Below are 24114 nucleotides of genomic sequence, written 5' to 3'. Positions count from 1 at the left end.
CGTGGGATTTTCCAGCGACAGCGTGGCGGTGTTTCTCGCGGTGGTCGATCACGGCTCCTTCTCGGCAGCGGCGCGGGCGCTGGGCCGGGTGCCCTCGGCGGTCAGCATGGCGATTGCCAGTCTCGAAGCCGAGCTCGACCTCAGCTTGTTCGACCGCAGCGGCCGCGAGCCGCAGCCGACCGCGTCCGCGCGATCGCTGGAGCCGCAGGCGCGACTGCTGGCGGCGCAACTCAAGCAGCTTCAGGTCCAGGCGCTGGCGCTGACCCAGGGGCTGGAGAACCGGCTGACGCTGGCCATTGCGCCCGAGTTGCTGGCCGCGCCCTGGAGCGGGCCGCTGGCCGCTCTGGCGGCCGAATACCCGCTGCTGGAGGTCGAGGTGCTGGCGGCGCCGCAGGCCGATGCGCTGGCGCTGCTGCACAGCGGCCGGGCGCAGCTGGCCCTGGTGTTCGAGCGCCCCAGCCTCGACGGCCGCGAGGGTTTCCAGGAAGTGGCCAACGACACCATGGTGGCCGTGATGGCGCCCGACCATCCGGTGCTGGCCGCGGCGGGAGGACGGTTGCGCGAAGAACACCTGACGACCACGCGGCAGATCGTGGTCGCCGGACGCGACCTCGCCACCAGCGACCCGCGTTTCGTCTTCGCGCGCCATGTCTGGCGCACCGACAACGCGCTGGCCGCGCTGAGCCTGATCACCGCCGGCCTGGGCTGGGGCTGGCTGCCGCGCAACTTCGCGCGGCCGCACGTGGCGGCCGGCGCGCTGGTCGAGATTCCGTTCGAGAACCTGTCTAATGGGCTCGACCTGTGGGTCGATGTGGTGTGGTCGCGCGAGCGGCCGCTGGGCCTCGGGGCCCAGCGCTTCGTGGCGCTGATCGCCCGCAAGAAGGACTGAGGAAGGCGCCGGCTAGCGGTCGCGACCGCCGCCCCCGCCGCCCCCACCATGGCCGCCTCCGTGGCCACCGCCACCTCCGTGGCCGCCACCGCCGCCTCCGTGGCCCCCGCCATGGCCCCCGCCATGGCCATTGCCACCGCCATTCCCGCCGCCGCCATGGCCACCTCCATGGCCGCCTCCGCGGCCGTGGTCACCCCCGCCCTGCCCCGGCGGCCGGCCGCCGGTCTGGAAGCCGGGCGGACGCGCACCGGGCGGCGGGCGCCAACCGGGTGCCGGCGGCGGCCGGAAACCGGGTGATGGCGGCGGACCGAAGCCCGGCGCCGACGGCGGACGGAAGCCCGGCGGATGCGGCGCATAGCCCGGCCACGGATTGGGACGCCAGCCCGGCACCGGCGGTGGCGGCGGACGCCAGCCCGGGCCCGACGGCGGCGGCGGGCGGCCGCCCCACCAGCGCGGCTGGTTGTACCAGGGGCGGTCGCGGTAGTAGTTGGACCAGTAGCTGCCGATGGCGAAGGTCACCAGCGGCACGCCGATGATCGCGCCATAGGTCGCCAGCGGGACGCGCTGCTCCTGGTAGGCATATTCGAGGCTGGCCGCATAGGACCAGCCTCGAAGGCCGTCCGGCAGCACCACGTCGCACCAGCCGTAGCCGGCGGTGCAGCCCATCACCTGCAGCGACTGCCCCGGCCCCAAGGTGGCCACCAGCGGATAGCTGTCGCCAGGACCGGCACGCAGATTGACCGGCCCGCGGGTGAATGCCTGCTGGGCCGAGGCGGCCAACGGCACCGCCAGGGCGATGGCGGCCAGGCCGAACCATCGCATTGCCTTGTTGTTCATGAAGATTTCCTTTGCGGTCCAGGGTAGAGGGGGCGTCTGCCCGATGTCAATCAGCCACGGCCTTCAAACGAGAACGCCGCAGCGCGCGTGTTCGCGCACACGCGGAACGTCTGGAGACTTTCTTCATCCCGGCTTCACATGCGCCGGGCGCGGCGGCCTCAAGCGGCTTCGCTGTAGAAGGCCGCGCGATGCAGGCTGCGGCCGGCGAGCGGTGCCACCGCCTGGCCGATGGCCGCGATGTGCTCCGGCGTGGTGCCGCAGCAGCCGCCGACGATGTTGACCAGTCCCTCGGCCGCGAACTCGTGCAGCAGCCGCGAGGTGACGTCGGGGGTCTCGTCGAAGCCGGTCTCGCTCATCGGGTTGGGCAGGCCGGCGTTGGGGTAGCAGCTGATGAAGGTGTCGTCGGCGACGCGCGCCAGCTCCTGGATGTAGGGCCGCATCAGCGCCGCGCCCAGCGCGCAATTCAGGCCGATGGCCAGCGGCCGTGCATGGCGCACGCTGTGCCAGAAGGCGGTGACGGTCTGGCCGCTCAGGATCCGGCCCGAGGCGTCGGTCACGGTGCCGCTGATGATCAGCGGCAGCCGCTCGCCGCTGGCCTCGAAGTACTCGTCGATGGCGAACAGCGCCGCCTTGGCGTTCAGCGTGTCGAAGATGGTCTCGACCAGCAGCACGTCGGAGCCGCCTTCGACCAGGGCCTCGACCTGCTCGTAGTAGGAAGCCCGCAGCTCCTCGAAGCTGACGTTGCGCGCGCCGGGATCGTTGACGTCGGGGCTGATGCTGGCGGTCTTGGGCGTCGGGCCCAGCGCGCCGGCGACGAAGCGGGGCTTGTCGGGGGTGCTGAACTTGTCGCAGGCGGCGCGCGCCAGCTTCGCGGACTCGAGGTTCATCTCGCGCGCCAGCTCGGCCATCTTGTAATCCTCCTGCGCGACACGGGTGGCGCCGAAGGTGTTGGTCTCGACCAGGTCGGCGCCGGCCGCGAGATAGCCCTCGTGGATGTCGCGGATGACGTCGGGCCGGGTCAGCGAGAGCAGCTCGTTGTTGCCCTTGACGTCGCGCGGGAAGTCCTTGAAGCGCTCGCCGCGGTACTGCGCCTCGGTCAGCTTGAAGCGCTGGATCATGGTGCCCATCGCGCCATCGAGGATGGCGATGCGTTGGGCCAGGATGGCGGGAAGTTGCTGGGCGCGGGTGTAGACGACGGGCTTCATGACCCGATTGTAGAAAGCGCCGCCGCGCCCGCCGCGGCGTCGGGTCTTGTCAGGCCCGCGCGCCGGCGATCTCCGCCAGCGCGCCGAGGAAGCGCGCGTTCTCATCCGGCGTGCCGATCGACACCCGGATGAAGCTCTCGAAGCCGGGCTCCTTCCACGGCTTGACGATGATGCCGCGCGCCAGCAGCGCTTCATTGACCGGGCCGTTCGGACGCGCCAGGTCGATGAACAGGAAATTGGCCGCCGAAGGCGCGACGCGCAGCCCCGGCCAGGCCATCGCCCGCAGCGCCTCCGCCATCGCGTCGCGTCGCCGCACCGTTTCGGCCACCGCATGGACCATGTAGCCCTCGTCGCCCCACGCCGCCAGCGCGGCCGCCTGCGCCGCCAGGTTGACGTTGAAGGGCGTGCGCACCCGGTCCAGCAGCTGGACCAGCGCGGCATCCGATGCGATGCCGTAGCCAACCCGCAGGCCCGCCAGCCCCCAGGCCTTGGAAAACGTGCGCAGCACGATCCAGGGCCGCTGCTGCGCGCGCAGCGCGGCCAGCGCATCGGGAAAGCCGGGCGCGGTCCGCGCGTATTCGTAGTACGCCTCGTCGAGCACCAGCAGCGTGGCCGGCGGCATGGCGGCGAGCAGCCGGGCGAACTCGCCGGCATCGAACATGCAGCCCACCGGATTCGACGGGTTCGCCAGCATCACCAGCTTCGGGCCGCGCGCCAGGGCCTCGCACCAGGCGTCGATGTCGAAGCCGAGCGCGGGCGTCAGCGCCAGCGCTTCGACCTGCGCGCCCATCATGCGCGGGTAGATCTCGTGCAGGCCGAAGGCGGGCCGCTGCGTCAGCACCCGGTCGCCGGGCGACAGGAAGGCCTGGCACAGCATCTGGAGGATGTCCTCGGAGCCGTTGCCGATCACCACCTCCTCGGGCCGGGCGCCGCTTCGCTGTGCGATCGCGGCGCGCAGCGCGCTGCAGTTCGCATCGGGATAGGTCCCGACCTGCAGCGCCAGGTCGACCAGCGCACGCCCCACCGCGGGACTGGCGCCGAAGGGATTCTCGTTGCTGGCGAGCCGCGCGATCTCGCTGACGCCGTAGCGCGCACGCACCGCCTGCGACGACAGGCCGGCGTTGTAGGCGGGGAGCGCAGGCACCTCGGGACGTGCGAGTGCGTGAATGGCGGACATGTTCATAGATCGAATACCTTGCCGGGGTTGAGGAGGTCGAGCGGATCGAGCGCGCGCTTGATCGCGCGCATGGCGGCCATTTCGGCCGGCGTGCGGCTGGCATGCAGATAGGGCTTCTTGTGCAGGCCGATGCCGTGCTCCGCCGAGACACTGCCGCCGAAGGCCGCCACCTGGTCGTAGACGACGCGCTCGATGCCGGCCTCGTCGCCGCCGATCGAGCGTCCGTCGGTCGTGATGTGCAGGTTGCTGTCGCCGACATGGCCGAAGAAGATCGAGTGATGGCCCGGCCAGCGGGCGTCGAAGGCGCTGCGGCAGGCCGCGGCGAAGCGGCCGATCCCGGCCATCGGCAGGCTGACGTCGAAGTTGATCGGCGGCTGCATGTGGACCGGCAGCTCGGCCGTGGCTTCGCGGATCTTCCAGAAGGCGAGCGCCTGGGCCCGCGACTGGGCGATCGCCGCATCGACCGCCTGCCCGGCCTCCATCGCCTCGGCCAGCAGCTCTTCGAGCGCCTCGCCGAGCGCGGCCTCGTCGTTGCCGGTCAGCTCGACCAGCGCCGCGAAGGGGTGCGGCGCGTCGAAGGGCTCTCGCAGGCCTTGCCAACCAAGCGAGGTCTCGATGAAGTCGCGCCACATCAGCTCGAAGGCCGCCACGGCACCCGGGAAGCGCGACTGCAGGCGCCCGAGCAAGGCCAGCGAGGCATCGAAATCGGCCAGTGCCACCAGCGCCGTCGCCCGGGCGCGGGGTGCCGGATGCAGCCGCAGCACCGCCCGCGTGATGACCCCGAGCGTGCCTTCGGCGCCGATGAAGAACTGCTTGAGGTCGTAGCCCGTGTTGTTCTTCAGCATCGGCCGCAGCATCGGCAGCACGCTGCCGTCGGCCAGCACCGCCTCGAGGCCCAGCGTCTGCTCGCGCATCATGCCGAACTGCAGCACGCCGTTGCCGCCCGCGTTGGTCGAGAGGTTGCCGCCGATCTGGCAGGACCCGCGCGCGCCGAGGTCGACGCCGAACTGCAGCCCGTGCGCGGCCGCCGCCTCCTGGACCGCCTGCAGCGTGGCGCCGGCCTGCACGGTGATCGTGGCGGCCGCGAGGTCGACCGATTCGATGGCGTTCATCCGATCGAGCGAGAGCGCGATCGCATCCGCGCGCGGCACCGCCGCCCCGGCCAGCCCCGTGAGTCCGCCCTGCGGCACCACCGCCACCCGGTGGGCGCTGCAGACCCGCAGCACCGCAGCCACCTCCTCGGTGCTGCGCGGCCGCACCAGCGCCAGTGGCACCACCGGCGGCGCGCCGCTCCAGTCGCTGTGGTGGCGCACGGCGATCGCTTCGCCTGTCTGCACGAGGCCGGAGCCGATCGCGCCTTCGAGGGCGGCGAGGAATTCCATGCCGTTCAGTCGTGCTTGCGCTCGACGAAGTCCAGCACGGCTTCGAGCAGCCGCCGCACATGCGGCTGGACGCGCTGCGCCACTTCGGGCAGGTAGTCGAAGGGCAAGGCTTCCTGCATGTAGCTGCACTGCGTCATCTCGAGCTGCACCGCATGCACGCCCTGCCCCGGCTGGCCGTGGTGGCGCGTGATGTAGCCGCCCGTGAAGCGGCCGTTGAGCACCGCGCTGAAGCCGTTCGCCTCGTCGGCGATCTGCTTCAGCCGCTGCGCCAGCGCCGGATCGCAGCTCGCGCCGTTGGCGGTGCCGAGGTTCAGGTCGGGCAGCCTGCCATCGAAAAAGCGCGGCAGCACCGAGCGGATCGAGTGCGCGTCCCAGAGCGCGGCGATGCCGTGCTGCGCCTTGAGGCGCGCCAGTTCGTCCGCGAGCTGGCGGTGGTAGGGCTGCCAGATGGCTTCCCGGCGTTCGGCGACCTCGGCCTCGTCGGGCACATCGCCGGCGGCGTAGATCGGCGTGTCGTCGAAGGTGTCGACCGGGCACAGGCCGGTGACGCTCTGGCCCGGATAGAGGCTGGCGCCATCGGGTGGACGATTCAGGTCGACCACGTAGCGCGAGTGCGTGGCGACCAGCACCGAGGCGCCGAGTTCGTCCGCGAAGTCATAGAGGCGTTCGAGATGCCAGTCGGTGTCGGGCACCTGGCGGGCCTCGTCGGTGAGGCGCGCCGCGAGCTGCGGCGGCACGTGGGTGCCGACATGCGGCATCGAGATCAGCAAGGGGCGCTTGCCGGCGCGGAAGCGGAATGGCGGCTCGGTGGTGATGAAGCGCATGGGTCTCAATCCTTCAGAAGTTGGCTGCGCGCGGCGACGAAACCGGCCGCGGCATGGTCGTGCAGTGCATGCCGGCCGGCGGCGACGCGCGGCTGGCCGGCGACCCACACCGCATCGATCGCCGACGTGCGGTGGCTCGCGAAGACATGCGCCGAGAGCATGTCGGGCGCGTCGAGCCCTTGCAGTGCGAGGTGCGCGGCGTCGAGGACGACGAAGTCGGCCTGCTGGCCCGGCGCCAGGCCGCCGATCGCGCGGCCCGCGGCCTGCGCGCCGCCGTGCAAGGCGGCCAGCGTGAGCGCGGTCGCGACCTGCGGGTGCGCCGCATCGGCGCCGACATTGCGCTGGCGGGTGGCCAGGCGCTGGCTGTATTCGAGCAGCAGCAGCTCTTCGGCTGCGTTGACGCAGGCATGGCTGTCCGAGCCCACGCCCCAGGCGCCGCCATGGCCGCGCCAGGCCGCGAAGTCGAAGATGCCGTCGCCGAGGTTGGCCTCGGTCGTGGGGCAGAGGCCGGCGACCGCGCCGCGCGTGGCCGCCCGCTGGTACTCCTGCGCGTCCATGTGCGTGGCATGCACCAGGCACCAGCGCGCATCGACCGGCGCATGGTCGAGCAGCCAGGCGACCGGCCGCTGGCCGCTCCAGGCGATGCAGTCGTCGACCTCCTGCGTCTGCTCCGCGATGTGGATATGGATCGGCGCCGTGGCATCGAGCGCATCGAGGCCGGCGAGCGCCTCGCGCAGGGCATCGGGAGGCACCGCGCGCAGCGAATGCGGCGCCAGGCCCAGGCGCGCGCCCTGCGCATCGCAGGCCGGCTTCAGCGCGTCGAGCAGGCGCAGCATCGACTCGGTCGAGCGGATGAAGCGGCGCTGGCCCGGGTTCGGGGGCGTGCCGCCGAAGCCGCTGGTCTGGTAGAGCACCGGCAGCAGCGTGAAGCCGATGCCGGTGCGCTGCGCGGCGCGCAGCAGCGCCAGGCTCAGCGTGGCGTCGTCGGCATAGGGGCGGCCGTCGCCGTCGTGATGCACGTACTGGAACTCGCAGACGCTGGTGTAGCCGGCTTCGAGCATCTCGGCATAGAGCCAGGTCGCGACGGCTTCCATCTGCTCGGGCCCGAGGCGCGCGGCGAAGCGGTACATCAGTGTGCGCCAGCTCCAGAAGCTGTCCTGCTGCTCGGCGCGGTGCTCGGTGAGCCCCGCGAACGCGCGCTGGAAGGCGTGCGAATGCAGGTTCGGCATGCCCGGGATCAAGGGGCCTCGTACGGTGGGTGCAACCGGCGGCCGGGGCGCATCGGATTGCACCTGCGTCAGCCGGCCGCTGTCGTCCCATGCCAGCAGCACGTTCTTCGCCCATCCGGTCGGCAGCAGCGCATCGGCCGCGAACAGGGTGCGCGTCGTCATGCGGCCGCCCCCGCCGCGATGCGGCCCTGGCGCACCACGGTGCGCAGCGGCCGCTGGCCGAACCAGTACGCGAGCTCGGCCGCGTCCCGGACGTTCCACAGCACGAAGTTGGCCGGCTGGCCGATATGCAAGGCGCCGTGCGTGTGCTGCAGGCCCAGCGCGCGCGCCGCATGGCGGGTCACGCCGGCCAGCGCCTCGGGCACCGTGAGGCGGAACAGGGTGCAGGCCATGTTGGCCATCAGCAGCAGGCTCAGCGCCGGCGAGGTGCCCGGGTTGTGGTCGGTCGACACGGCCATCGGCACGCCGGCGGCGCGCAGCGCGGCTATCGGCGGCAGGTGCGTGTCACGCAGCGTGTAGTAGGCGCCGGGCAGCAGCACGGCCACCGTGCCGGCCGCGCGCATCGCTTCGATGCCTTCGGCCGACAGGTGCTCGATGTGGTCGCAGGACAGCGCGCCGTAGCGCGCCGCCAGCGCGGCGCCGCCCATGTCCGACAGCTGCTCGGCATGCAGCTTGACCGGCAGGCCGAGCGCCTGGGCGGCCTCGAAAACGCGCTCGGTCTCGGCCAGCGAGAAGGCGATGCGCTCGCAGAAGACGTCGACCGCATCGACCAGTCCCTCGGCCGCCAGCGCCGGCAGCATCTCGCGGCAGACCAGGTCGATGTAGTGGCCGCTGCGGCCCGCGTATTCGGGCGGCAGCGCATGGGCGCCGAGGAAGGTCGTGCGCACCGTCACGCCATAGGCCTCGCCGAGCCGCCGTGCGACACGCAATTGCTTGCGTTCGTGGTCGAGCGCGAGGCCGTAGCCCGACTTGATCTCGATCGCGCAGACGCCGTCGGCCAGCAGTTGCTCGAGCCGGGCCGCGGCCTGGGCGTACAGCGTGTCTTCATCGGCCTCGCGCGTGGCGCGCACCGACGACACGATGCCGCCACCGGCCTTCGCGACCTCTTCGTACGTGGCACCGGCCAGGCGCATCGCGAACTCGTTGGCGCGCTGGCCGCCATAGACCAGGTGCGTGTGGCAGTCGACCAGGCCCGGCGTGACGAGCGCGCCCTCGCCATCGAAGCGCGGCAGGCCGGCATGCACCGCGGGCAGCGACGCAGGCTCGCCGATCCATTCGATCCGGCCGTCGAGGACGACGATCGCCGCATCGGCGACGGCGTCCCGGTCGTCGGCGAGCGCTCCGGGCGCGAGCCGCAGGTGCTGCCAGACACCGTCGGCGGAAAGAGACGCGGAATGAGTCATGGTGTTGAGGTGGAAGGAGTGGGCGCTTCGAAGCGGACCGCGACCAGCGCGGCCTCGGCATCGAGCGGGGTCGCGTGCCAGCCGGCAGGGCCCTCGGCCCACCAGAGTCCCGCGCCGGATTCGAGGGTGGTCGTGTCCCCGCCCTGCAGCTGCCATCGGCCGCGCAGCGCGAGCAGCAGGCCGGCCGCTGCCGGTCCCACCTGGCTGTCGCCGGCCAGCACGCGCACCTCAGCGCGCAGGCGGCCGCGCCGCGTCATCACGTTGAAGTCCGTCGACGGGCCGCCGAGCAGCTCGCAGTCCAGCGCCATGTCGCCGGAAAAGGCGAACGGCGCGTGCGGCCGATCGAGCCGGTGGTCGATCCGGCCGTCGCCCGAGCGCAGCCGCACGCCGCTGCCGTCGAGCAGCATGATCACGCGGTCGACGCCGGCAAAGGCCGAGAACGGCCCGGCCTGGTCGATGGTCGCGATGCTCACCCGCCAGTCGAAACCGTCGATGCCGGCGCCTTGGGGCCAGGCGGCGATCTCGCGCGTCGTCCCGCCGCCGTTCTTCCACGGCGCGGCGGCCAGCGAGGCGGTGTCGAAGCGATGGATTCGCACGGCCTTGCCGGACTACTTGATCATCGGCAGGTTCAAGCCCTGCTTCTTCGCCGTCGCGATGGCGATGTCGTAGCCGGCATCGGCATGGCGCATGACGCCGGTGGCCGGGTCGTTCCACAGCACGCGCTCGATGCGCTTGGCAGCGGCGTCGGTGCCGTCGCAGACGATCACCACGCCCGAGTGCTGCGAGTAGCCCATGCCGACGCCGCCGCCGTGGTGCAGGCTGACCCAGGTCGCGCCGCCCGCGGTGTTCAGCAGCGCGTTGAGCAGCGGCCAGTCGGAGACCGCATCGCTGCCATCCTTCATGCTCTCGGTCTCGCGGTTCGGGCTCGCCACCGAGCCGGTGTCGAGGTGGTCGCGGCCGATCACGATCGGGCCCTTGAGCTCGCCCGACTTCACCATCTCGTTGAAGGCCAGCCCGGCCAGGTGCCGCTCACCCAGGCCGAGCCAGCAGATGCGCGCCGGCAGGCCCTGGAAGGCGATGCGCTCGCGCGCCATGTCGAGCCAGCGGTGGGTGTGCTTGTTGTCGGGGAACAGTTCCTTGATCTTGGCGTCGGTCTTGTAGATGTCTTCCGGGTCGCCCGAGAGCGCGACCCAGCGGAACGGGCCCTTGCCCTCGCAGAACAGCGGCCGGATGTAGGCCGGCACGAAGCCCGGGAAGTCGAAGGCGTTCTTGACGCCCTCGTCGAAGGCGACCTGGCGGATGTTGTTGCCGTAGTCGACCGTCGGGATGCCCATGGCCTGGAAGTCGAGCATCGCCTGCACGTGCACGGCGCAGGACTTGGCCGCCGCGCGGCGCAATGTCGGATGCTGCGTGGCGTCGGCCTTGGCGGCCTCCCATTGCGCCAGCGTCCAGCCGATCGGCAGGTAGCCGCTCGCGAGGTCGTGGGCCGAGGTCTGGTCGGTCACGAGGTCGGGCTTGAGGCCGCCGGCCTTGGCGCGCTTGACCAGTTCCGGCAGGATCTCGGCGGCGTTGCCGAGCAGGCCGATCGAGACCGCTTCCTTCGCGGCCGTGTGCTGCTTGATCAGCGCGATCGCGTCGTCGATGTCCTTGGCCTGCTTGTCGAGGTAGCGCGTGCGCAGGCGGAAGTCGATGCTGGCCTGCTGGCATTCGATGTTGAGCGATACGGCGCCGGCCAGGGTCGCGGCCAGCGGCTGCGCGCCACCCATGCCGCCGAGGCCGGCGGTCAGGATCCACTTGCCCGAGAGGTCGTTGCCGTAGTGCTGGCGGCCGGCCTCGACGAAGGTCTCGAAGGTGCCCTGCACGATGCCCTGGCTGCCGATGTAGATCCAGCTGCCAGCCGTCATCTGGCCGTACATCATCAGGCCCTTGCGGTCGAGCTCGCTGAAGTGCTCCCAGGTGGCCCACTTGGGCACCAGGTTCGAATTGGCGATCAGCACGCGCGGCGCGTTCTCGTGGGTCTTGAACACGCCCACCGGCTTGCCGGACTGCACCAGCAGCGTCTCGTCGTCGTTCAGTTGCTTGAGCGATTCGAGGATCTGGTCGAACGAGGCCCAGTCGCGCGCGGCGCGGCCGATGCCGCCGTACACGACCAGGTCTTGCGGCCGCTCGGCCACCTCGGGGTCGAGGTTGTTTTGCAGCATGCGGAACGGCGCCTCGGTGAGCCAGCTCTTGCAGCTCAGCGTGCTGCCGCGCGGCGATCGGATGACGCGGCTCGCGTCATGGCGGGGATCGGTGGCGGCGGCGAGGAATTTGTCGGGTGCGTTCATGGCGGGATGTCCTTTCGATGTCGGAACGTGATCGTTGATTCAGGCGTGGCTGGGCAGGATAGATCGCACGGCCTGGGGCCAGTTCTCCTGGCGCGCCCAGGTGCGCATGGCTTCGATGGTCGGAGCGAGATAGATGTCCTGGTCGATGAAGGGAACCCGCTCGCGGATGGCAGCGAATTCGGCTTCGATCAAGGGCGAGCTCTTCGGCCCCCTCTTCAGTTCGATCCCTTGCGCGGCGGCCATGGCCTCGATGCCGACGACCACCGCGGTGTTGTCGACCATCTCGCCGAGCCGGCGGCCGGCGAAGGTTGCCATCGACACGTGGTCTTCCTGGTTGGCCGAGGTCGGCAGGCTGTCGACGCTGGCCGGATGGGCCAGCGACTTGTTCTCGGAGGCCAGCGCCGCCGCCGTCACCTGGGCGATCATGAAGCCGGAGTTGACGCCGCCGTCGCGCACCAGGAAGGGCGGCAGGCCCGACAGGCCGCTGTCGAGCAGCAGCGCCATGCGGCGCTCGGAGATGGCGCCGATCTCGGCCACCGACAGCGCGATGATGTCGGCCGCGAAGGCCACCGGCTCGGCATGGAAGTTGCCGCCCGAGATCACGTCGCCGTTGTCGAACACCAGCGGGTTGTCGGAGGCCGCATTGGCCTCGATGCGCAGCACGCGCGCCGCATGGGCGAGGTTGTCGAGGCAGGCGCCCATCACCTGCGGCACGCAGCGGATCGAGTACGGGTCCTGCACCCGGCCGCAATCGGCGTGCGAGGGCACGATCTGGCTGCCTTCGAGCAGCGCGCGCACCGCGCCCGCCACCGCGATCTGGCCCGGCTGGCCGCGCGCGGCATGGATGCGGGCGTCGAAGGGCTTGATCGAGCCCTGGATCGCCTCGAGCGACAGCGCACCCGCCATCAGGCCGGCCGCGAAGACGTCCTCGGCGCCGAACAGGCCGGCCAGCGCCAGCGCGGTCGAGACCTGCGTGCCGTTGAGCAGCGCCAGGCCTTCCTTGGGGCCGAGCACGAAGGGCGCGAGGCCGATGCGGCGCAGCGCGTCGGCGCCGCCGATGACTTCGCCGTCGGGCGCAGTGACTTCGCCCTCGCCGATCAGCACGCAGGCCAGGTGCGCCAGCGGCGCCAGGTCGCCCGAGGCGCCGACCGATCCCTTTGAAGGAATGCGCGGCAGCAGGCCGGCGTTCGACAGCGCCAGCAGCGCATCGACGATCTCGGGCCGGACGCCGGAATGGCCGCGCGCCAGGCTCACGGCCTTGGTCGCGAGCACCAGCCGCACCACGCCGGCCGCCAGCGGCTCGCCGGTGCCGGCGCTGTGCGACAGCACCAGGTTGCGCTGCAACTCGGCCAGCCGCTCGGGCGGAATGATGGTCTGGGCCAGCTTGCCGAAGCCGGTGTTGATGCCGTAGACCACTTCGCCGGCATCGACGATGCGCTTGACCGTGGCCTGCGCCGCGAGCAGGCCGGCGCGCGCCGCCGGATCGAGCGCGAGCTGGACGCCACCCGCATGCACGCGGCGCAGGGTGGCGAGATCGACATCGCCGGGCGCGAGGACGATCGGCGCGTGGGCGGAAGGGGTGGCGTTCATGGATTCTCCTGTCTATACAAGTAGGTGCGCGCGAAATCGAAGGCGGTGCGTGCGTTCAGCCGAAGGAAGGGTTGCCGTCGGCCCGGAACCGGCTGCCAAGGCGATAGCGCGAAGCCGGGTGCAGGCAGCGCACCACCGTCACCGGCAGGGTGCGGGTCCAGGTGCGGCGCGTCAGCAGCAAGCAGGGGTCGGTCACCGGCATCGCCAGCCGTTCGGCCTGCTCGGGCGTCGGCAGCACGGCGTCGACCACATGCTCGATCTGGTCGAAGGGCACATTGCGCACCAGGTACTCGCTCGGCGGGACCAGCGAGAAATCCTGGTCGAGGAAGTCGGGCACCACGCGCGGGTTCACGTAGCGGTCTTCCAGCTGCACCGGGATTTCGTTCTCCATGTGCAGGCAGACCGTGTGGAACACCGACTCGCCGGGCCGCAAGTCGAGCCAGACCGCGACGTCGGGCGAGGCGGCGATGCGCTCGGCCGTGAGGAACTCGCAGTGGTAGTCGTGCCCGCGGTCGCGGATCTCGCTGGCGATGTTGGCGATCTGCAGCAGGGTCGACTGCGGCTTGTCCTCGGCGACGAAGCTGCCGACACCCGCCACGCGCACGATGCGCCCCTGCTCGACCAGCTCCCGCAGCGCGCGGTTGACCGTCATGCGGGCCACGCCGAACTGCGCCACCAGCTCGCTCTCGGACGGCAGGCGGTGGCCGGCGCTCCAGGAGCCGTCCTGGATCTTGTGCGTGATGAAGGCCTTGATCTGCTCGTACAGCGCCAGCGCGGGCGACGTCGAGGCCGCCGCGCGCGCAGGCGCGGTGCGGTGGGCGTCGGAGGCTTTGCGGAGGCTGGCGGCTGTCATGCGGACTTTCTAGGGGCTTGAGATCAATGCTCGGCGGCGGCCATCGATTCGGCGCGGATCTCTTCGGTGAGCCGTGCCTTGATGTCCATGAACTCGGGCGAGGTCTTGATTGTGTAGTGGCGCGGATGGCCGAAGTCGACCGGGATCTCGGTCTTGATTCGGCCGGGCCGGGCGCTGAACACGGCCACGCGGTTGGCCATGAAGATCGCCTCGTCGATGTCGTGCGTGACGAACAGCACCGTCTTGCGGGCCGACTCCCAGATGCCCAGCAGCAGTTCCTGCATCAGCACGCGGGTCTGGTTGTCGAGCGCGCCGAAGGGCTCGTCGAGCAGCAGCATCTTGGGGTCGTTGGCCAGCGCGCGGGCGATGGCGGTGCGCTGCTGCATGCCGCCGGAGAGCTGCTTGGGGAAATGGTTCTCGAAGCCGCGCAGGCCGACCTTGGCGATGAAGAAATCGCTGCGCTCCTTCTGGTCGGCCTCGCTCATGCCGCGCTCCCGCAGGCCGAAGCGGATGTTCTGCGCGATCGTGAGCCAGGGGAACAGCGTGTAGCTCTGGAACACCACGCCGCGGTCGGCGCCCGGGCCCTCGACGGTCTGGCCGTCGAGCAGCACCCGGCCTTCGGTCGGGTAGTCGAGGCCGGCGACGATGCGCAGCAGGGTGGACTTGCCGCAGCCCGACGGGCCGAGGATGGTGACGAAGTCGTTCTCGCGCACTTCGAAGTCGATCGGCAGCAGCGCCTGCGTGGCCTGGCCGCGCGTGCCGGTGAAGGTGCGGGACACGCCGCGAATCGAAAGCTGGTTCATCAGATCGTGCTCCAGGCGAAGAGACGGCGGTTGAGCGCCTTGAAAGCGAAGTCGGAAATGAGCCCGATCACGCCGATGACGATGATCCCGAAGATGATCTGGCCGGTGTTCAGCAGCGCCTGGCTGTCGGTGATCATGTGGCCGATGCCGGACGACGAGCCGATCAGCTCGGCCACGATCACGTAGGTCCAGGCCCAGCCCAGCACCAGGCGCAGCGTCTCGGCGATGCCCGGCGCGGCACCGGGGATCAGCACCCGCAGCACGATGCCGCGGCTGTTGGCGCCCAGCGTGTAGGCCGCCTCGACCAGGTCGCGCCGCGCGCTGCCCACCGTGACCGCCACCATCAGCGTGATCTGGAACACCGAGCCGATGAAGATCACCAGCAGCTTCTGGGTCTCGCCGATGCCGGCCCAGAGGATCAGCAGCGGAATGAAGGCCGAGGCCGGCAGGTAGCGGCAGAACGAGACGAAGGGCTCGAAGAAGGCCTCGACGCTCTTCCAGGTGCCCATCGCGATGCCCAGCGGCACGGCCACGATGGTCGCCAGCACGAAGCCGCCGAACACGCGCCAGACGGTCATGCCGATGTCGTGGCTGAAGTTGAACTCGGTGAAGAGCAGCACGGCTTCCTTGACCATCGTGACCGGGCTGGCCAGGAAGGTCGGCGACACGAAGCCGCCGAGCGTGAAGAAGCCCCAGACCGCCACGAACAGGACGAAGAAGCCAGCGCCCAGCAGCCAGCGCGCCCGTGCGCCGACCGGTTCGAGCGGCGCCAGCGCGCGGCGCCGGCGCGGCGCCTGGGGGGCGGCCGGCGCGGCCGAGGCCGCCGGCGTGGAGGAGTGCATGACAGGCGTCGCGCTCATGATGGTCCGTGCCTCTTACTTGACGAAGCTGGTGTCGAAGGTGGCGGCCAGGTCGTCTGGCGCCTTGCGGATCACGCCGGACTCCAGCAGGATGACCTGCGCGTCCTTCATGAACGGGAGGATGTCGTTGGCGAAGAACTTCTGGTTTGCCGCCTTGTCCGACCAGCGCAGGTTGGCCGACGACTTGGCGAACTGCTCGCCGCTCTGCTTGACCGCCGTGCCCATGATCTCGTTCGCCTTGGCCGGGTCGGCCTTGATCATGTCGAGGGCCTCGAAGTACGAATTGGCCAGCGCCTGGGCCGCCTTGGCGTTGGACTTGAGCCAGGTCGGGGCGCAGCCGACGGTGTCCATCACCATCGGGTAGTCGAGCGTGGTGGCCAGGATCTTGCCGGCGGCGGGGTTGGCGCGGACGGTCGAGAGATACGGCTCGTAGGTCATCGCGCCGTCGTTCTGGCCGGCCACGAAGGCCTGGGCGGCGGGCTGCGGCTCGAGCGACACCAGCTTCACGTCCTTCATGCTCATGCCGTTCTTGTTGAGCATCCAGGCCAGGCCGAAGTACGGCGCGGTGCCGGGCGCGCTGACGCCGATCGCCTTGCCCTTCAAGTCGGCGAAGCTCTTGACGTCGTTGCGCACGGCCAGGCCGTCGGCGCCGTAGGACTTGTCCATCTGGAAGATCTGGACGATCGGCACGCCGTTGGCGTTCCAGGCCACGTGCGTCTCGACCGTGGTGGCCGCGCACTGGATCGCGCCCGATGCCAGCGCCAGGTGGCGGTCCTTCTGCGGGATCATGCGCAGGTCGACATCCAGGCCGTTCTTCTTGAAGATGCCGGCCTTGTCGGCCAGCGTCAGCGGCGCGAAGCCGGTCCAGCCCGACATGCCCAGCGTGATCTTGGTGTCTTCGGCGTGGGCGCTCGCCGCCATGCCCGCGATGCATGCACCAGCCGCCAGCAGCGAGGCGATTTTTCCGACCGTCTTGACCATTCAGGTTCTCCTGTTGCGTTTCAAAAATTTCGGCCAGCCGGGCAGGAAAGAGGTTTCGTAGTCCAGCAGGGAAGCCGAGTTTCATTCCCCGCGCTGCACCTGTATATACAGGTTAACCCGGAATTCGGGTCGATGGCAAGTGGCGCTTTGCACTTCCGCAGTGCGCGAAAGCGGTTTCATGCACCCAAAGTTGTCTAGACAGGGGCAGGCGCGGCGAATATGGCCTTCGATTGCAAGCGACGTGCCAGGCGAGCGCGAGGCTCAGCCTGTCAATGCATCCGCCTGTTTCGCCACGCCGGCATGCGCCACCTCGGCAAAAGCCGCAGCCAGTGGCGACGCGTAGCTGCCCGGCGGCGGATGCGCCAGCGCCACCGACTGCAGCGCGAGCTGGCCGCGCAGCCGCCGGCAGGCGATGCGCTTGCCGTCGTAGGCTTGATCGCGCACCGGACGGGTGGTCAGAAGCGAGACGCCGAGGCCGTTGGCGACCAGCGAGCGCACCATTTCCAGCGATGCGCTCTCGTGCGCGATCCGCGGCACGACGCCGGCATCCCGAAACAGCGAAAGGAAGTACTCGCGGCTGTGCGGCAGGTTGATCAGCACCAGGGGCTCGCGCGCGAGGTCGGCGATGCGCAGGGTGCCGGCCGCGGCCAGTCGATGCCCCCAGGGCAGCAGCGCGTAGGGGCGAAGCTGCGTCAGGGGCTCGAGCCGCACCCCGCGCGCCAGGCCGAGGTCGTACATCAGCGCGACATCGAGCGCGCCGCGTTCGAGCATGCGCGTGAGCGTCTCGGTGTCGCCCTCGACCAGTTGCACTTCGATGGCCGGAAATGCCTTGGCCATGCGCGCCAGCATGTCGGGCAGCCAACGCGGCGCCAGTGTGCTCAGGCAGCCCACGCGCAGCAGGCCGGCGAGCGCGCCCGAGCGTGGCGCGGCCAGCGTGCGGGCCTGCTCGAGCAGCGCATGCGCCTCGCGGTGCCGCAGCGCGCCGGCGCCGGTGAGTTCGAGCCCGCGCGCATGCAGCCGGACGAACAGCCGCTCGCCCCACAGCGCTTCCAGGTCCGCGATGGCCTTGGAGATCGAGGGCTGCGACACGCTGAGCGCATCGGCGGCCCGCGCGGCCCCGCCATGGCGTGCGGCGGCGACGAAGTACTCGAGCTGGCGAAGGTTCAGGTGAATCATCTTTTTCGATCCAAAGTATCAAGGATGAGTATTTTCAATTGATTCAAAAGCGATCGACCATGGCGGCCCACGGTCACGAAAGCAACCCGCCATGACGCCATCCACCCGTCCGCTCGACGGCATCCGCATCCTCGATTTCACTCGCGTGCTCGCGGGCCCGCTGTCCACCGCGCTGTTGGCCGACCTGGGGGCCGAGGTGATCAAGATCGAGCCGCCACAGGGCGACGACTACCGCGCCATCGGCCCGATGAAGAACGGCCAGAGCGCACTCTTCACGGTGATGAACCGCAACAAGAAGAGCATGGTGCTCGACCTGAAGCATCCCGATGCGGTGCGCCTGGTCCACGAGATGGCGGCCCGCGCCGACGTGGTGGTCGAGAACTTCCGCCCCGGCGTCGCCGAGCGGCTGGGCATCGGCGCGGAGGCGCTGGCGCGGCAGAACCCGAAGCTGGTCTACATCAGCGTCTCGGGCTTCGGCCAGACCGGCCCCTACGCGCACCGCCCGGCCTACGACATCATCGTGCAGGCCATGAGCGGCCTGATGGAAGCCACCGGCGACCCCGACGGCGCACCGACGCTGGTCGGCGAGGCGGTGTCGGACGTGGTCGCCGGCCTGTTCGCCTCCTGGGCCACGCTGGCCGCGCTGCTGCAGACCCAGCGCACCGGCCGCGGCCAGCACGTCGACGTCGCGATGTTCGACACCACGCTGAGCTTCCTCGCCACCTCGATGGCCCGCTTCCTGTTCACGGGCCGCCCGGCGCGGCGCGTGGGCAACCGGCATCCGCTGTCGGCGCCGTTCGGCGTCTATCGCGCGCAGGACGGCCACTTCGCGCTGGCGGTGCTCAACAAGAAACTGTTCGACGCGCTGGCGGCGGCGATGGCGATGCCCGGGCTCGCGAACGACTCGCGCTTCACCAGCGACGAGCTGCGCTCCGCGCAGGAGCCAGCCTTGCGCGCCCTGATCGAAGGCTGGGCCGCCGCGCATCCGGTCGATGAGGTCGTGCGCCGGCTCGAGGCCGCGGGCGTGCCCGCCGCGCCGATCTGGAACATCGCACAGGCCCTCGAATCGCCCCAGGCCCAGGCGCGCGAACTGCTGCGCGGCGTGCACGACGATCGGCTGCCGGGCCTCCGGCTGCCGACCCAGCCGGTGCGCTTCAACGGCGCCGCGTCGAACCGGGCCGAACGCGCGCCGGCGTTGGGCGAACACACGGACGACCTGCTCGCGCACCTACTCGGCTGCGGCCTCGACAAGCTCGCCGAGCTGCGCCTGGCCGGAGCCTTCGGCCCCACCGCCATCCCCTCCCCCATCTGAAGGAAGACCCATGACACGACTCGGCGTCACCGAAGAAGACCAGGCCCTGGCCGATGCGGTCGCCCGCTACGCGACCGAGGCCATCGCCCCGCTGGCCAGCGACATCGATGCGCACGAGCGCTCGGCCACTTGCCACGTGCCGGGGCTCGCGGCCCTCGGCGTGATGGGCATGAATCTGCCCGAGCGCTGGGGCGGCCCCGGCGTGACGCCGACCGCGATGCTGCTGTCGCTGGTCGAGATCTCGCGTGCCTGCGCCGCGACCTCCTCGATGATCGGCGCCCACTACCTGGGCACCGATGCGGTGCTGATCGGCGGCGACGACGACCAGCGCGGCCGCTACCTGCCGCGCGCGGCCAGCGGCGAGTGGCTGGCCGGCTTCGCACTGACCGAGCCGCGCGGCGGCTCGCATCCCGCCGACCTGCGCACGCGCGCCGTCCGGGACGGCGACCGCTACCGCATCGACGGCGTCAAGCACTTCATCTCGAACGCGGCCGAAGCGAAGTTCCTGGTGGTGTTCGCCAAGACCGATGCCACGGCCGGCGCCCGCGGCGTCAGCGCCTTCATCGTCGACACCGACCGCCCGGGCGTGAAAGTCTCGGCGCCCGAGAAGCTCATGGGCATCCGCGGCGGCCACGCCTTCGAGGTCGCCTTCGAGTCGGTCGAGGTGCCGCTCGCCAACCGCCTCGGCGACGAGGGCAGCGGCTTCAAGACCGCCATGAAGGTGCTGGACAACAGCCGCCTCGACGTCGCCGCGACTTCGCTCGGCATCGCCGAAGCCGCGCTGGCGGCAGCGCTGGACTGGGCGCGCGAGCGCCAGGTCGGCGGCGAGCCGCTGGCCGGCAAGCAGGGCATCCAGTGGATGCTGGCCGACATGAAGCTGCGGCTCGAGGCGGCCTGGGGCCTGACGATGCAGGCCCTGGCGCTGCGCACGGCGGGCCAGCCGTTCACGCTGCAGTCGGCGATGGCCAAGCTCTACGCCTCCGAGATGGTGGCCTTCGTCGCCGACACCGCACTGCAGATCTATGGCGGCTACGGCTTCACGCGCGAGATGCCGCTCGAGCGCTACGTGCGGGATGCCCGCATCCTGCGCATCTACGAGGGCTCGTCGGAGATCCAGCGAAACATCATCGCGCGCATCGTGCTGGGCTGACTGGCGGCTTGTCCGCCATCCACCTCCACCCCATAATTGACCTTTACGTAAACGTCAATTCCACCCGTGATGCCAACCACCGCCTTCGTCCCCCCGGACCCGCACTTCGCGCAGCGCGTGCGCCAGAGCTTCGAGCGCCAGGGCGCCATGGCCACCATCGGCGCACGGCTGGGCGAGATCGCGCCGGGCCGGGTGGCGATCGAACTCGACTGGGCCGCCGGCCTGACCCAGCAGCACGGCTTCCTGCATGCCGGTATGGTGGCCACCGCGCTCGATTCGGCCTGCGGCTACGCCGGCTTCACGCTGATGCCGGCCGACGCCGCGGTGCTGACCATCGAATACAAGATCAACCTGCTCGCACCCGCCAAGGGCCAGACCTTCCGCATGGTCGGCAGCGTGGTCAAGCCCGGACGCACGGTGACGGTCTGCGAGGGCCATGCCTACGCCCTGGATGAGGGCCGCGAGAAGCTGGTCGCCACCATGGGCTGCACGCTGATGGCGGTTTTCGGCCGCGAAAACATCCGCAGCTGACAGCCGGGCGGCGCCACCAAGCGACAATGAGGGCCGGCCCGCCGCCGCGTCGCTGGCGGGCCGGCCCTCATCCAACGCCGAACCGTGTCCGCCTTGCCCCTCGCCTCCTCCGACTCCGCGCCTTCGTCCGGCGCCGACGATCCGCAGTCGATCCTCCACGAGATCTTCGGCTACGCGCAGTTCCGCGGCCCGCAGCAGTCGATCGTCGACCACGTCGTGGCCGGCGGCGACGCCCTGGTGCTGATGCCCACCGGCGGCGGCAAGTCGCTGTGCTACCAGATCCCCGCCATCGCGCGCCAGCGCGCCGGCCACGGCGTGACCGTGGTCGTGTCGCCGCTGATCGCCTTGATGCACGACCAGGTCGGCGCCCTGCACGAGGCCGGCGTCGATGCCGCCTTCCTCAATTCCACGCTCGACTGGGAGCAGACCCAGGACGTCGAGCGCCGCATGCTGCGCGGCGAGATCACCTTGCTGTACGCGGCGCCCGAGCGCGTCAACACGCCGCGCTTCCTGTCGCAGCTCGATTCGCTCAAAGAGCGCGGCAAGCTGGCGCTGTTCGCCATCGACGAGGCCCATTGCGTGAGCCAGTGGGGCCACGACTTCCGGCCCGAGTACCGCGCGCTCACGGTGCTGCACGAGCGCTATGCCGGCGTGCCGCGGATCGCGCTCACCGCCACCGCCGATGCGCTCACGCGCGCCGACATCGTCGAGCGGCTGCAGCTCGAGGAAGCGCGCCAGTTCGTCTCCAGCTTCGACCGGCCGAACATCCGCTACACCATCGTCGAGAAAAAGGAAGCCACCACCCAGCTGCTGCGCTTCATCGAGCGCGAGCACGAGGGCGATGCGGGCGTGGTCTATTGCCAGTCGCGCAAGCGGGTCGAGGACGTAGCCCAGACCCTGGTCGACGCCGGCATCAACGCCCTGCCCTACCACGCCGGGCTCGACGCCGCGGTGCGCCAGAAGCACCAGGACCGCTTTCTGCGCGACGAAGGCATCGTGATGGTCGCGACCATCGCCTTCGGCATGGGCATCGACAAGCCCGACGTGCGCTTCGTGGCCCACCTCGACATGCCGAAGAACATCGAGGGCTACTACCAGGAGACCGGCCGCGCCGGCCGCGACGGCGCACCCGCCGACGCCTGGATGGCCTACGGCCTGCAAGACGTCGTCAACCAGCGCCGCATGATCGACGAGAGCCCGGCCGGCGAGGAGTTCAAGCAGGTGATGCGCGGCAAGCTCGATGCGCTGCTGTCGCTGGCCGAGGCCAGCGATTGCCGGCGGGTGCGGCTGCTCGGCTATTTCGGCGAGAAGAGCGTTCCCTGCGGCAATTGCGACAACTGCATCACGCCGCCGCAGGTGTGGGACGGCACCGATGCGGCGCGCAAGCTGCTCTCCACCATCTACCGGGTGCAGCAGCAGAGCGGCATCAGCTTCGGTGCCGGCCACATCATGGACATCCTGCGCGGCAAGGCCACCGAAAAGGTCAAGCAGTTCGGGCACGAGCGGGTCAGCACCTTCGGCATCGGCGACGAATTCAGCGAGGCGCAGCTGCGCGGCGTGCTGCGCCAGCTGATCGCCACCGGCGCGCTCTCGGTCGACGCCCAGGCGTACAACACCCTGCAGCTGACAGACGGCTCGCGGGCCGTGCTCAAGGGCGAGGTCCAGGTGATGCTGCGCGAATCGGTCTCGTCGCCGGCCGAGCGCAAGTCGCGGCGCGAAAAGACTGCGCGCGGCGCGCCCTCGCCGGCCGCCGCCACGCTCGACGCAGCCGGCCAGGCCCGCTTCGCGGCGCTCAAGGCCTGGCGCGCCGAGGTCGCGAAGGAGCACAACCTGCCGGCCTACGTGATCTTCCACGACGCCACGCTGGCCGCGATCGCCGAGCGCGCGCCCGCGACGCTCGAAGACCTGCAGGGCATCAGCGGCATCGGCACCAAGAAGCTCGAGGCCTACGGCACCGACGTCCTGCGCGTCTGCGCGGCGTTCTAGGGGCGTGAAATGATCCGGTTCTCGCGCAGCGGCGAGCGGATCAGATAGGGCGTTTCGGTCGCCTCCGCCTTGCCGAGTGCGCCACCGCCCCGGGCCTGCGGCGCGGCCGGGCAAGCGCCCGTGCTGCGCAGGGTCAGCGCGGCGGCGAGCCGGCTCTCGGCGCTGTCGCCCAGCGCATGGCCGAAGTCGTCCGCCACCGCGCAGGTCGGCACGAAGCCGTCGCCATAGTCGCCGAAGCCCTGCTGGTTCACGCCCTGGAACTGGATCGCGAAATAGGTCGTGCCGCAGTTGTCCTGCGGATAGAAGCCGTAGGGCTTGCCACAGGTGCCGCCACCGATCAGGTTCACCGTGATCCCGACCCCGCGCAAGCCGTTGACGACCGATTCGCTGGCCGAACAGGTGTCGGGGCCCGCCAGCACGGTGACGCGCGACAGGCCCAGTTGCGGCAGCGGCAGGCCGGCCGACACCGAGAAGCCGCGCGCGGTCGCATGGAAGGGCACGGTGGCCTGCGCCGCCGTGATCCGGAACGGATTCTTGATGTTGAACTGCAGCGCCTCGAAGACCGTGCCGCGGGTGGCCGCCGGCGTGGCGACCATGTAGGCCAGTTCGCTGGCGATGTCGAGAAAGCCGCCGCCGTTGTAGCGCATGTCGATCACGAGGTCGCTGACCGACGCCGCCTTGAACTGATGGATCGCCGCGATCAGCTGCGCTTCGGCGCCGGCCGTGTGGTCGTTGAACAGCATGTAGCCGACCGGCCCGCTGTCGGTGGCGATGGTCTTCACGTTCTGCACCGAGGTGCGGATGACCGCGGCCGCCGTCAGGCTCACGCTGCGCAGGCTGCCGTCGGGCGCCTGCAGCTTGAAGCCGTGCGTTTCGCCGACGCGCGTGGGCGACAGCGCGGCGTTGAGTGCCGTCACGTCCGCGCCCGCCACCACATCGATGCCGTCGATCTCGACCAGCTTGAGGCCGCGATCGAAGCCCGCCTGCGCCGCCGGCGAGCCGGGCTCGGTGAAGGCCACGCGGATGTCGCGCGGTGGCGCGGCGCTCAGGAAGGCGAGTTCGAGTCCGTAGCCGACCAGCACGCCGTCTTGCGACAGGCCCCGGTATTGCGCAGTGTCGGCGGTGAAGTGGAAGCGGTCCTTGGGCCTGCCCGAGGGGGTCGACAGCGGTGTCTTGAGGACGTTGAAATAGGCGAGCGGGGTCGTGTATTCGCCGGCCACCAGCGTGGTGGGGACTTCGGCGTACCAGAGATAGGTCTCGTCGATCCAGGCCCGCAGCCAGCGCTTCTCGGTGGTCGCCGAGCCGGGCTGGTCGGGAAAAGCCGCGCCGGTGTCCGGGTCGATGCCGCCACGCGGCGCGGCGCACTGGCCCTGCACGCTGGACGAGGGGACGATCGGGTCGTCGCCCGGCGCCAGGGCGGCCGGCGCGGCCAGCGGCAATGCTGCGCCGCCACCGCCGCCGCCCCCGCCGCAGGCGCCGAGCAGACCCAGCAGCACCAGTGCGGCAGCGCCCAAGGCACGGCGCGCCGCGCCCATTCTCCGGGCGGTCCGGACAGCCCTCATCGATCGCTCTCCCTCGCGCGCGGCGACACGCGCTTTT

21 protein-coding genes are annotated in these 24114 nt (G+C 70.5%); 5 read left to right on the top strand and 16 right to left on the bottom strand.

Annotation, left to right across the window (positions count from 1 at the left end; translation table 11 throughout):
• The first annotated feature begins 1 nt into the window (after position 1).
• Positions 2 to 889 (top strand): LysR family transcriptional regulator, encoded by an 888-nt coding sequence (locus QTI68_RS11590; RefSeq protein WP_286521696.1) that lies wholly within the window; start codon positions 2 to 4, stop codon positions 887 to 889.
• A gap of 12 nt (positions 890 to 901) precedes the next feature.
• Here the strand turns inward: QTI68_RS11590 and QTI68_RS11585 are convergent, their stop codons facing one another.
• The 15 genes from QTI68_RS11585 to QTI68_RS11515 all read right to left on the bottom strand — a co-directional run bounded on the left by QTI68_RS11585 (position 902) and on the right by QTI68_RS11515 (position 17536).
• Positions 902 to 1726 carry an SH3 domain-containing protein gene (locus QTI68_RS11585; RefSeq protein WP_286521695.1) on the bottom strand — a complete coding sequence of 275 codons (825 nt, stop codon included), beginning with the start codon at positions 1724 to 1726 and terminating at the stop codon, positions 902 to 904.
• A gap of 158 nt (positions 1727 to 1884) precedes the next feature.
• Positions 1885 to 2931 carry a homocysteine S-methyltransferase family protein gene (locus QTI68_RS11580; protein WP_286521694.1) on the bottom strand — a complete coding sequence of 349 codons (1047 nt, stop codon included), beginning with the start codon at positions 2929 to 2931 and terminating at the stop codon, positions 1885 to 1887.
• A gap of 49 nt (positions 2932 to 2980) precedes the next feature.
• The gene (locus QTI68_RS11575) at positions 2981 to 4114 is read right to left on the bottom strand and encodes a histidinol-phosphate transaminase (RefSeq protein ID WP_286521693.1); all 1134 of its coding nucleotides are present in this window, start codon (positions 4112 to 4114) and stop codon (positions 2981 to 2983) included.
• A complete protein-coding gene (locus QTI68_RS11570; RefSeq protein ID WP_286521692.1) occupies positions 4111 to 5490 on the bottom strand; it encodes an FAD-binding oxidoreductase in 1380 nt (459 codons plus the stop codon). The genes QTI68_RS11575 and QTI68_RS11570 overlap by 4 nt, the downstream gene beginning before the upstream one ends.
• Positions 5491 to 5495: 5 nt before the next feature.
• A complete protein-coding gene (gene hutG, locus QTI68_RS11565; RefSeq protein ID WP_286521691.1) occupies positions 5496 to 6314 on the bottom strand; it encodes an N-formylglutamate deformylase in 819 nt (272 codons plus the stop codon).
• A gap of 5 nt (positions 6315 to 6319) precedes the next feature.
• On the bottom strand, positions 6320 to 7705 hold the full coding sequence (locus QTI68_RS11560) for a formimidoylglutamate deiminase (protein WP_286521690.1): 1386 nt from the start codon (positions 7703 to 7705) through the stop codon (positions 6320 to 6322).
• On the bottom strand, positions 7702 to 8946 hold the full coding sequence (gene hutI / locus QTI68_RS11555; RefSeq protein ID WP_286521689.1) for an imidazolonepropionase: 1245 nt from the start codon (positions 8944 to 8946) through the stop codon (positions 7702 to 7704). The genes QTI68_RS11560 and hutI overlap by 4 nt, the downstream gene beginning before the upstream one ends.
• Positions 8943 to 9542 carry a HutD/Ves family protein gene (locus QTI68_RS11550; protein WP_286521688.1) on the bottom strand — a complete coding sequence of 200 codons (600 nt, stop codon included), beginning with the start codon at positions 9540 to 9542 and terminating at the stop codon, positions 8943 to 8945. Before QTI68_RS11550 ends, hutI begins: the two co-directional genes overlap by 4 nt.
• Before the next feature lie 12 nt (positions 9543 to 9554).
• A complete protein-coding gene (gene hutU / locus QTI68_RS11545) occupies positions 9555 to 11273 on the bottom strand; it encodes a urocanate hydratase (protein ID WP_286521687.1) in 1719 nt (572 codons plus the stop codon).
• A 39-nt stretch (positions 11274 to 11312) separates the two neighbouring features.
• Positions 11313 to 12863 (bottom strand): histidine ammonia-lyase, encoded by a 1551-nt coding sequence (gene hutH / locus QTI68_RS11540; protein ID WP_286521686.1) that lies wholly within the window; start codon positions 12861 to 12863, stop codon positions 11313 to 11315.
• Positions 12864 to 12918: 55 nt separating this feature from the next.
• Positions 12919 to 13716 carry a histidine utilization transcriptional repressor HutC gene (hutC, locus tag QTI68_RS11535; RefSeq protein ID WP_286521685.1) on the bottom strand — a complete coding sequence of 266 codons (798 nt, stop codon included), beginning with the start codon at positions 13714 to 13716 and terminating at the stop codon, positions 12919 to 12921.
• Between the two features lie 23 nt (positions 13717 to 13739).
• Positions 13740 to 14519 carry an ABC transporter ATP-binding protein gene (locus tag QTI68_RS11530; protein WP_286521684.1) on the bottom strand — a complete coding sequence of 260 codons (780 nt, stop codon included), beginning with the start codon at positions 14517 to 14519 and terminating at the stop codon, positions 13740 to 13742.
• Positions 14519 to 15361 carry an ABC transporter permease gene (locus QTI68_RS11525; protein WP_286522257.1) on the bottom strand — a complete coding sequence of 281 codons (843 nt, stop codon included), beginning with the start codon at positions 15359 to 15361 and terminating at the stop codon, positions 14519 to 14521. The genes QTI68_RS11530 and QTI68_RS11525 overlap by 1 nt, the downstream gene beginning before the upstream one ends.
• Positions 15362 to 15394: 33 nt before the next feature.
• Entirely contained in the window at positions 15395 to 16360 is a 966-nt protein-coding gene (locus QTI68_RS11520; protein WP_286521683.1) for an ABC transporter substrate-binding protein, read from the bottom strand.
• A gap of 261 nt (positions 16361 to 16621) precedes the next feature.
• On the bottom strand, positions 16622 to 17536 hold the full coding sequence (locus QTI68_RS11515) for a LysR family transcriptional regulator (RefSeq protein ID WP_286521682.1): 915 nt from the start codon (positions 17534 to 17536) through the stop codon (positions 16622 to 16624).
• A 91-nt stretch (positions 17537 to 17627) separates the two neighbouring features.
• Here QTI68_RS11515 and QTI68_RS11510 point away from each other — a divergent pair, with 91 nt between their 5' ends.
• From QTI68_RS11510 to recQ, 4 genes are all read left to right on the top strand, one after another.
• The gene (locus QTI68_RS11510; protein ID WP_286521681.1) at positions 17628 to 18848 is read left to right on the top strand and encodes a CaiB/BaiF CoA transferase family protein; all 1221 of its coding nucleotides are present in this window, start codon (positions 17628 to 17630) and stop codon (positions 18846 to 18848) included.
• A gap of 10 nt (positions 18849 to 18858) precedes the next feature.
• A complete protein-coding gene (locus QTI68_RS11505; protein ID WP_286521680.1) occupies positions 18859 to 19998 on the top strand; it encodes an acyl-CoA dehydrogenase family protein in 1140 nt (379 codons plus the stop codon).
• A gap of 69 nt (positions 19999 to 20067) precedes the next feature.
• A complete protein-coding gene (locus QTI68_RS11500; protein ID WP_286522256.1) occupies positions 20068 to 20529 on the top strand; it encodes a PaaI family thioesterase in 462 nt (153 codons plus the stop codon).
• A gap of 93 nt (positions 20530 to 20622) precedes the next feature.
• Positions 20623 to 22515: a DNA helicase RecQ gene (recQ, locus tag QTI68_RS11495; RefSeq protein WP_286522255.1), complete on the top strand. Its 1893-nt coding sequence runs from the start codon at positions 20623 to 20625 to the stop codon at positions 22513 to 22515.
• Here the strand turns inward: recQ and QTI68_RS11490 are convergent.
• Complete coding sequence (locus QTI68_RS11490; RefSeq protein WP_286521679.1) at positions 22512 to 24077, bottom strand: S41 family peptidase; 1566 nt, start codon at positions 24075 to 24077, stop codon at positions 22512 to 22514. The two genes, recQ and QTI68_RS11490, sit on opposite strands and share 4 nt — an antisense overlap.
• Positions 24078 to 24114: the final 37 nt, after the last annotated feature.

The organism is Variovorax sp. J31P207, assembly GCF_030316965.1.
GTDB lineage: Bacteria > Pseudomonadota > Gammaproteobacteria > Burkholderiales > Burkholderiaceae_C > Variovorax > Variovorax ginsengisoli_B.
Note: the sequence above shows the minus strand (reverse complement) of the source record. Positions and strands in the feature narration are given on the sequence as shown.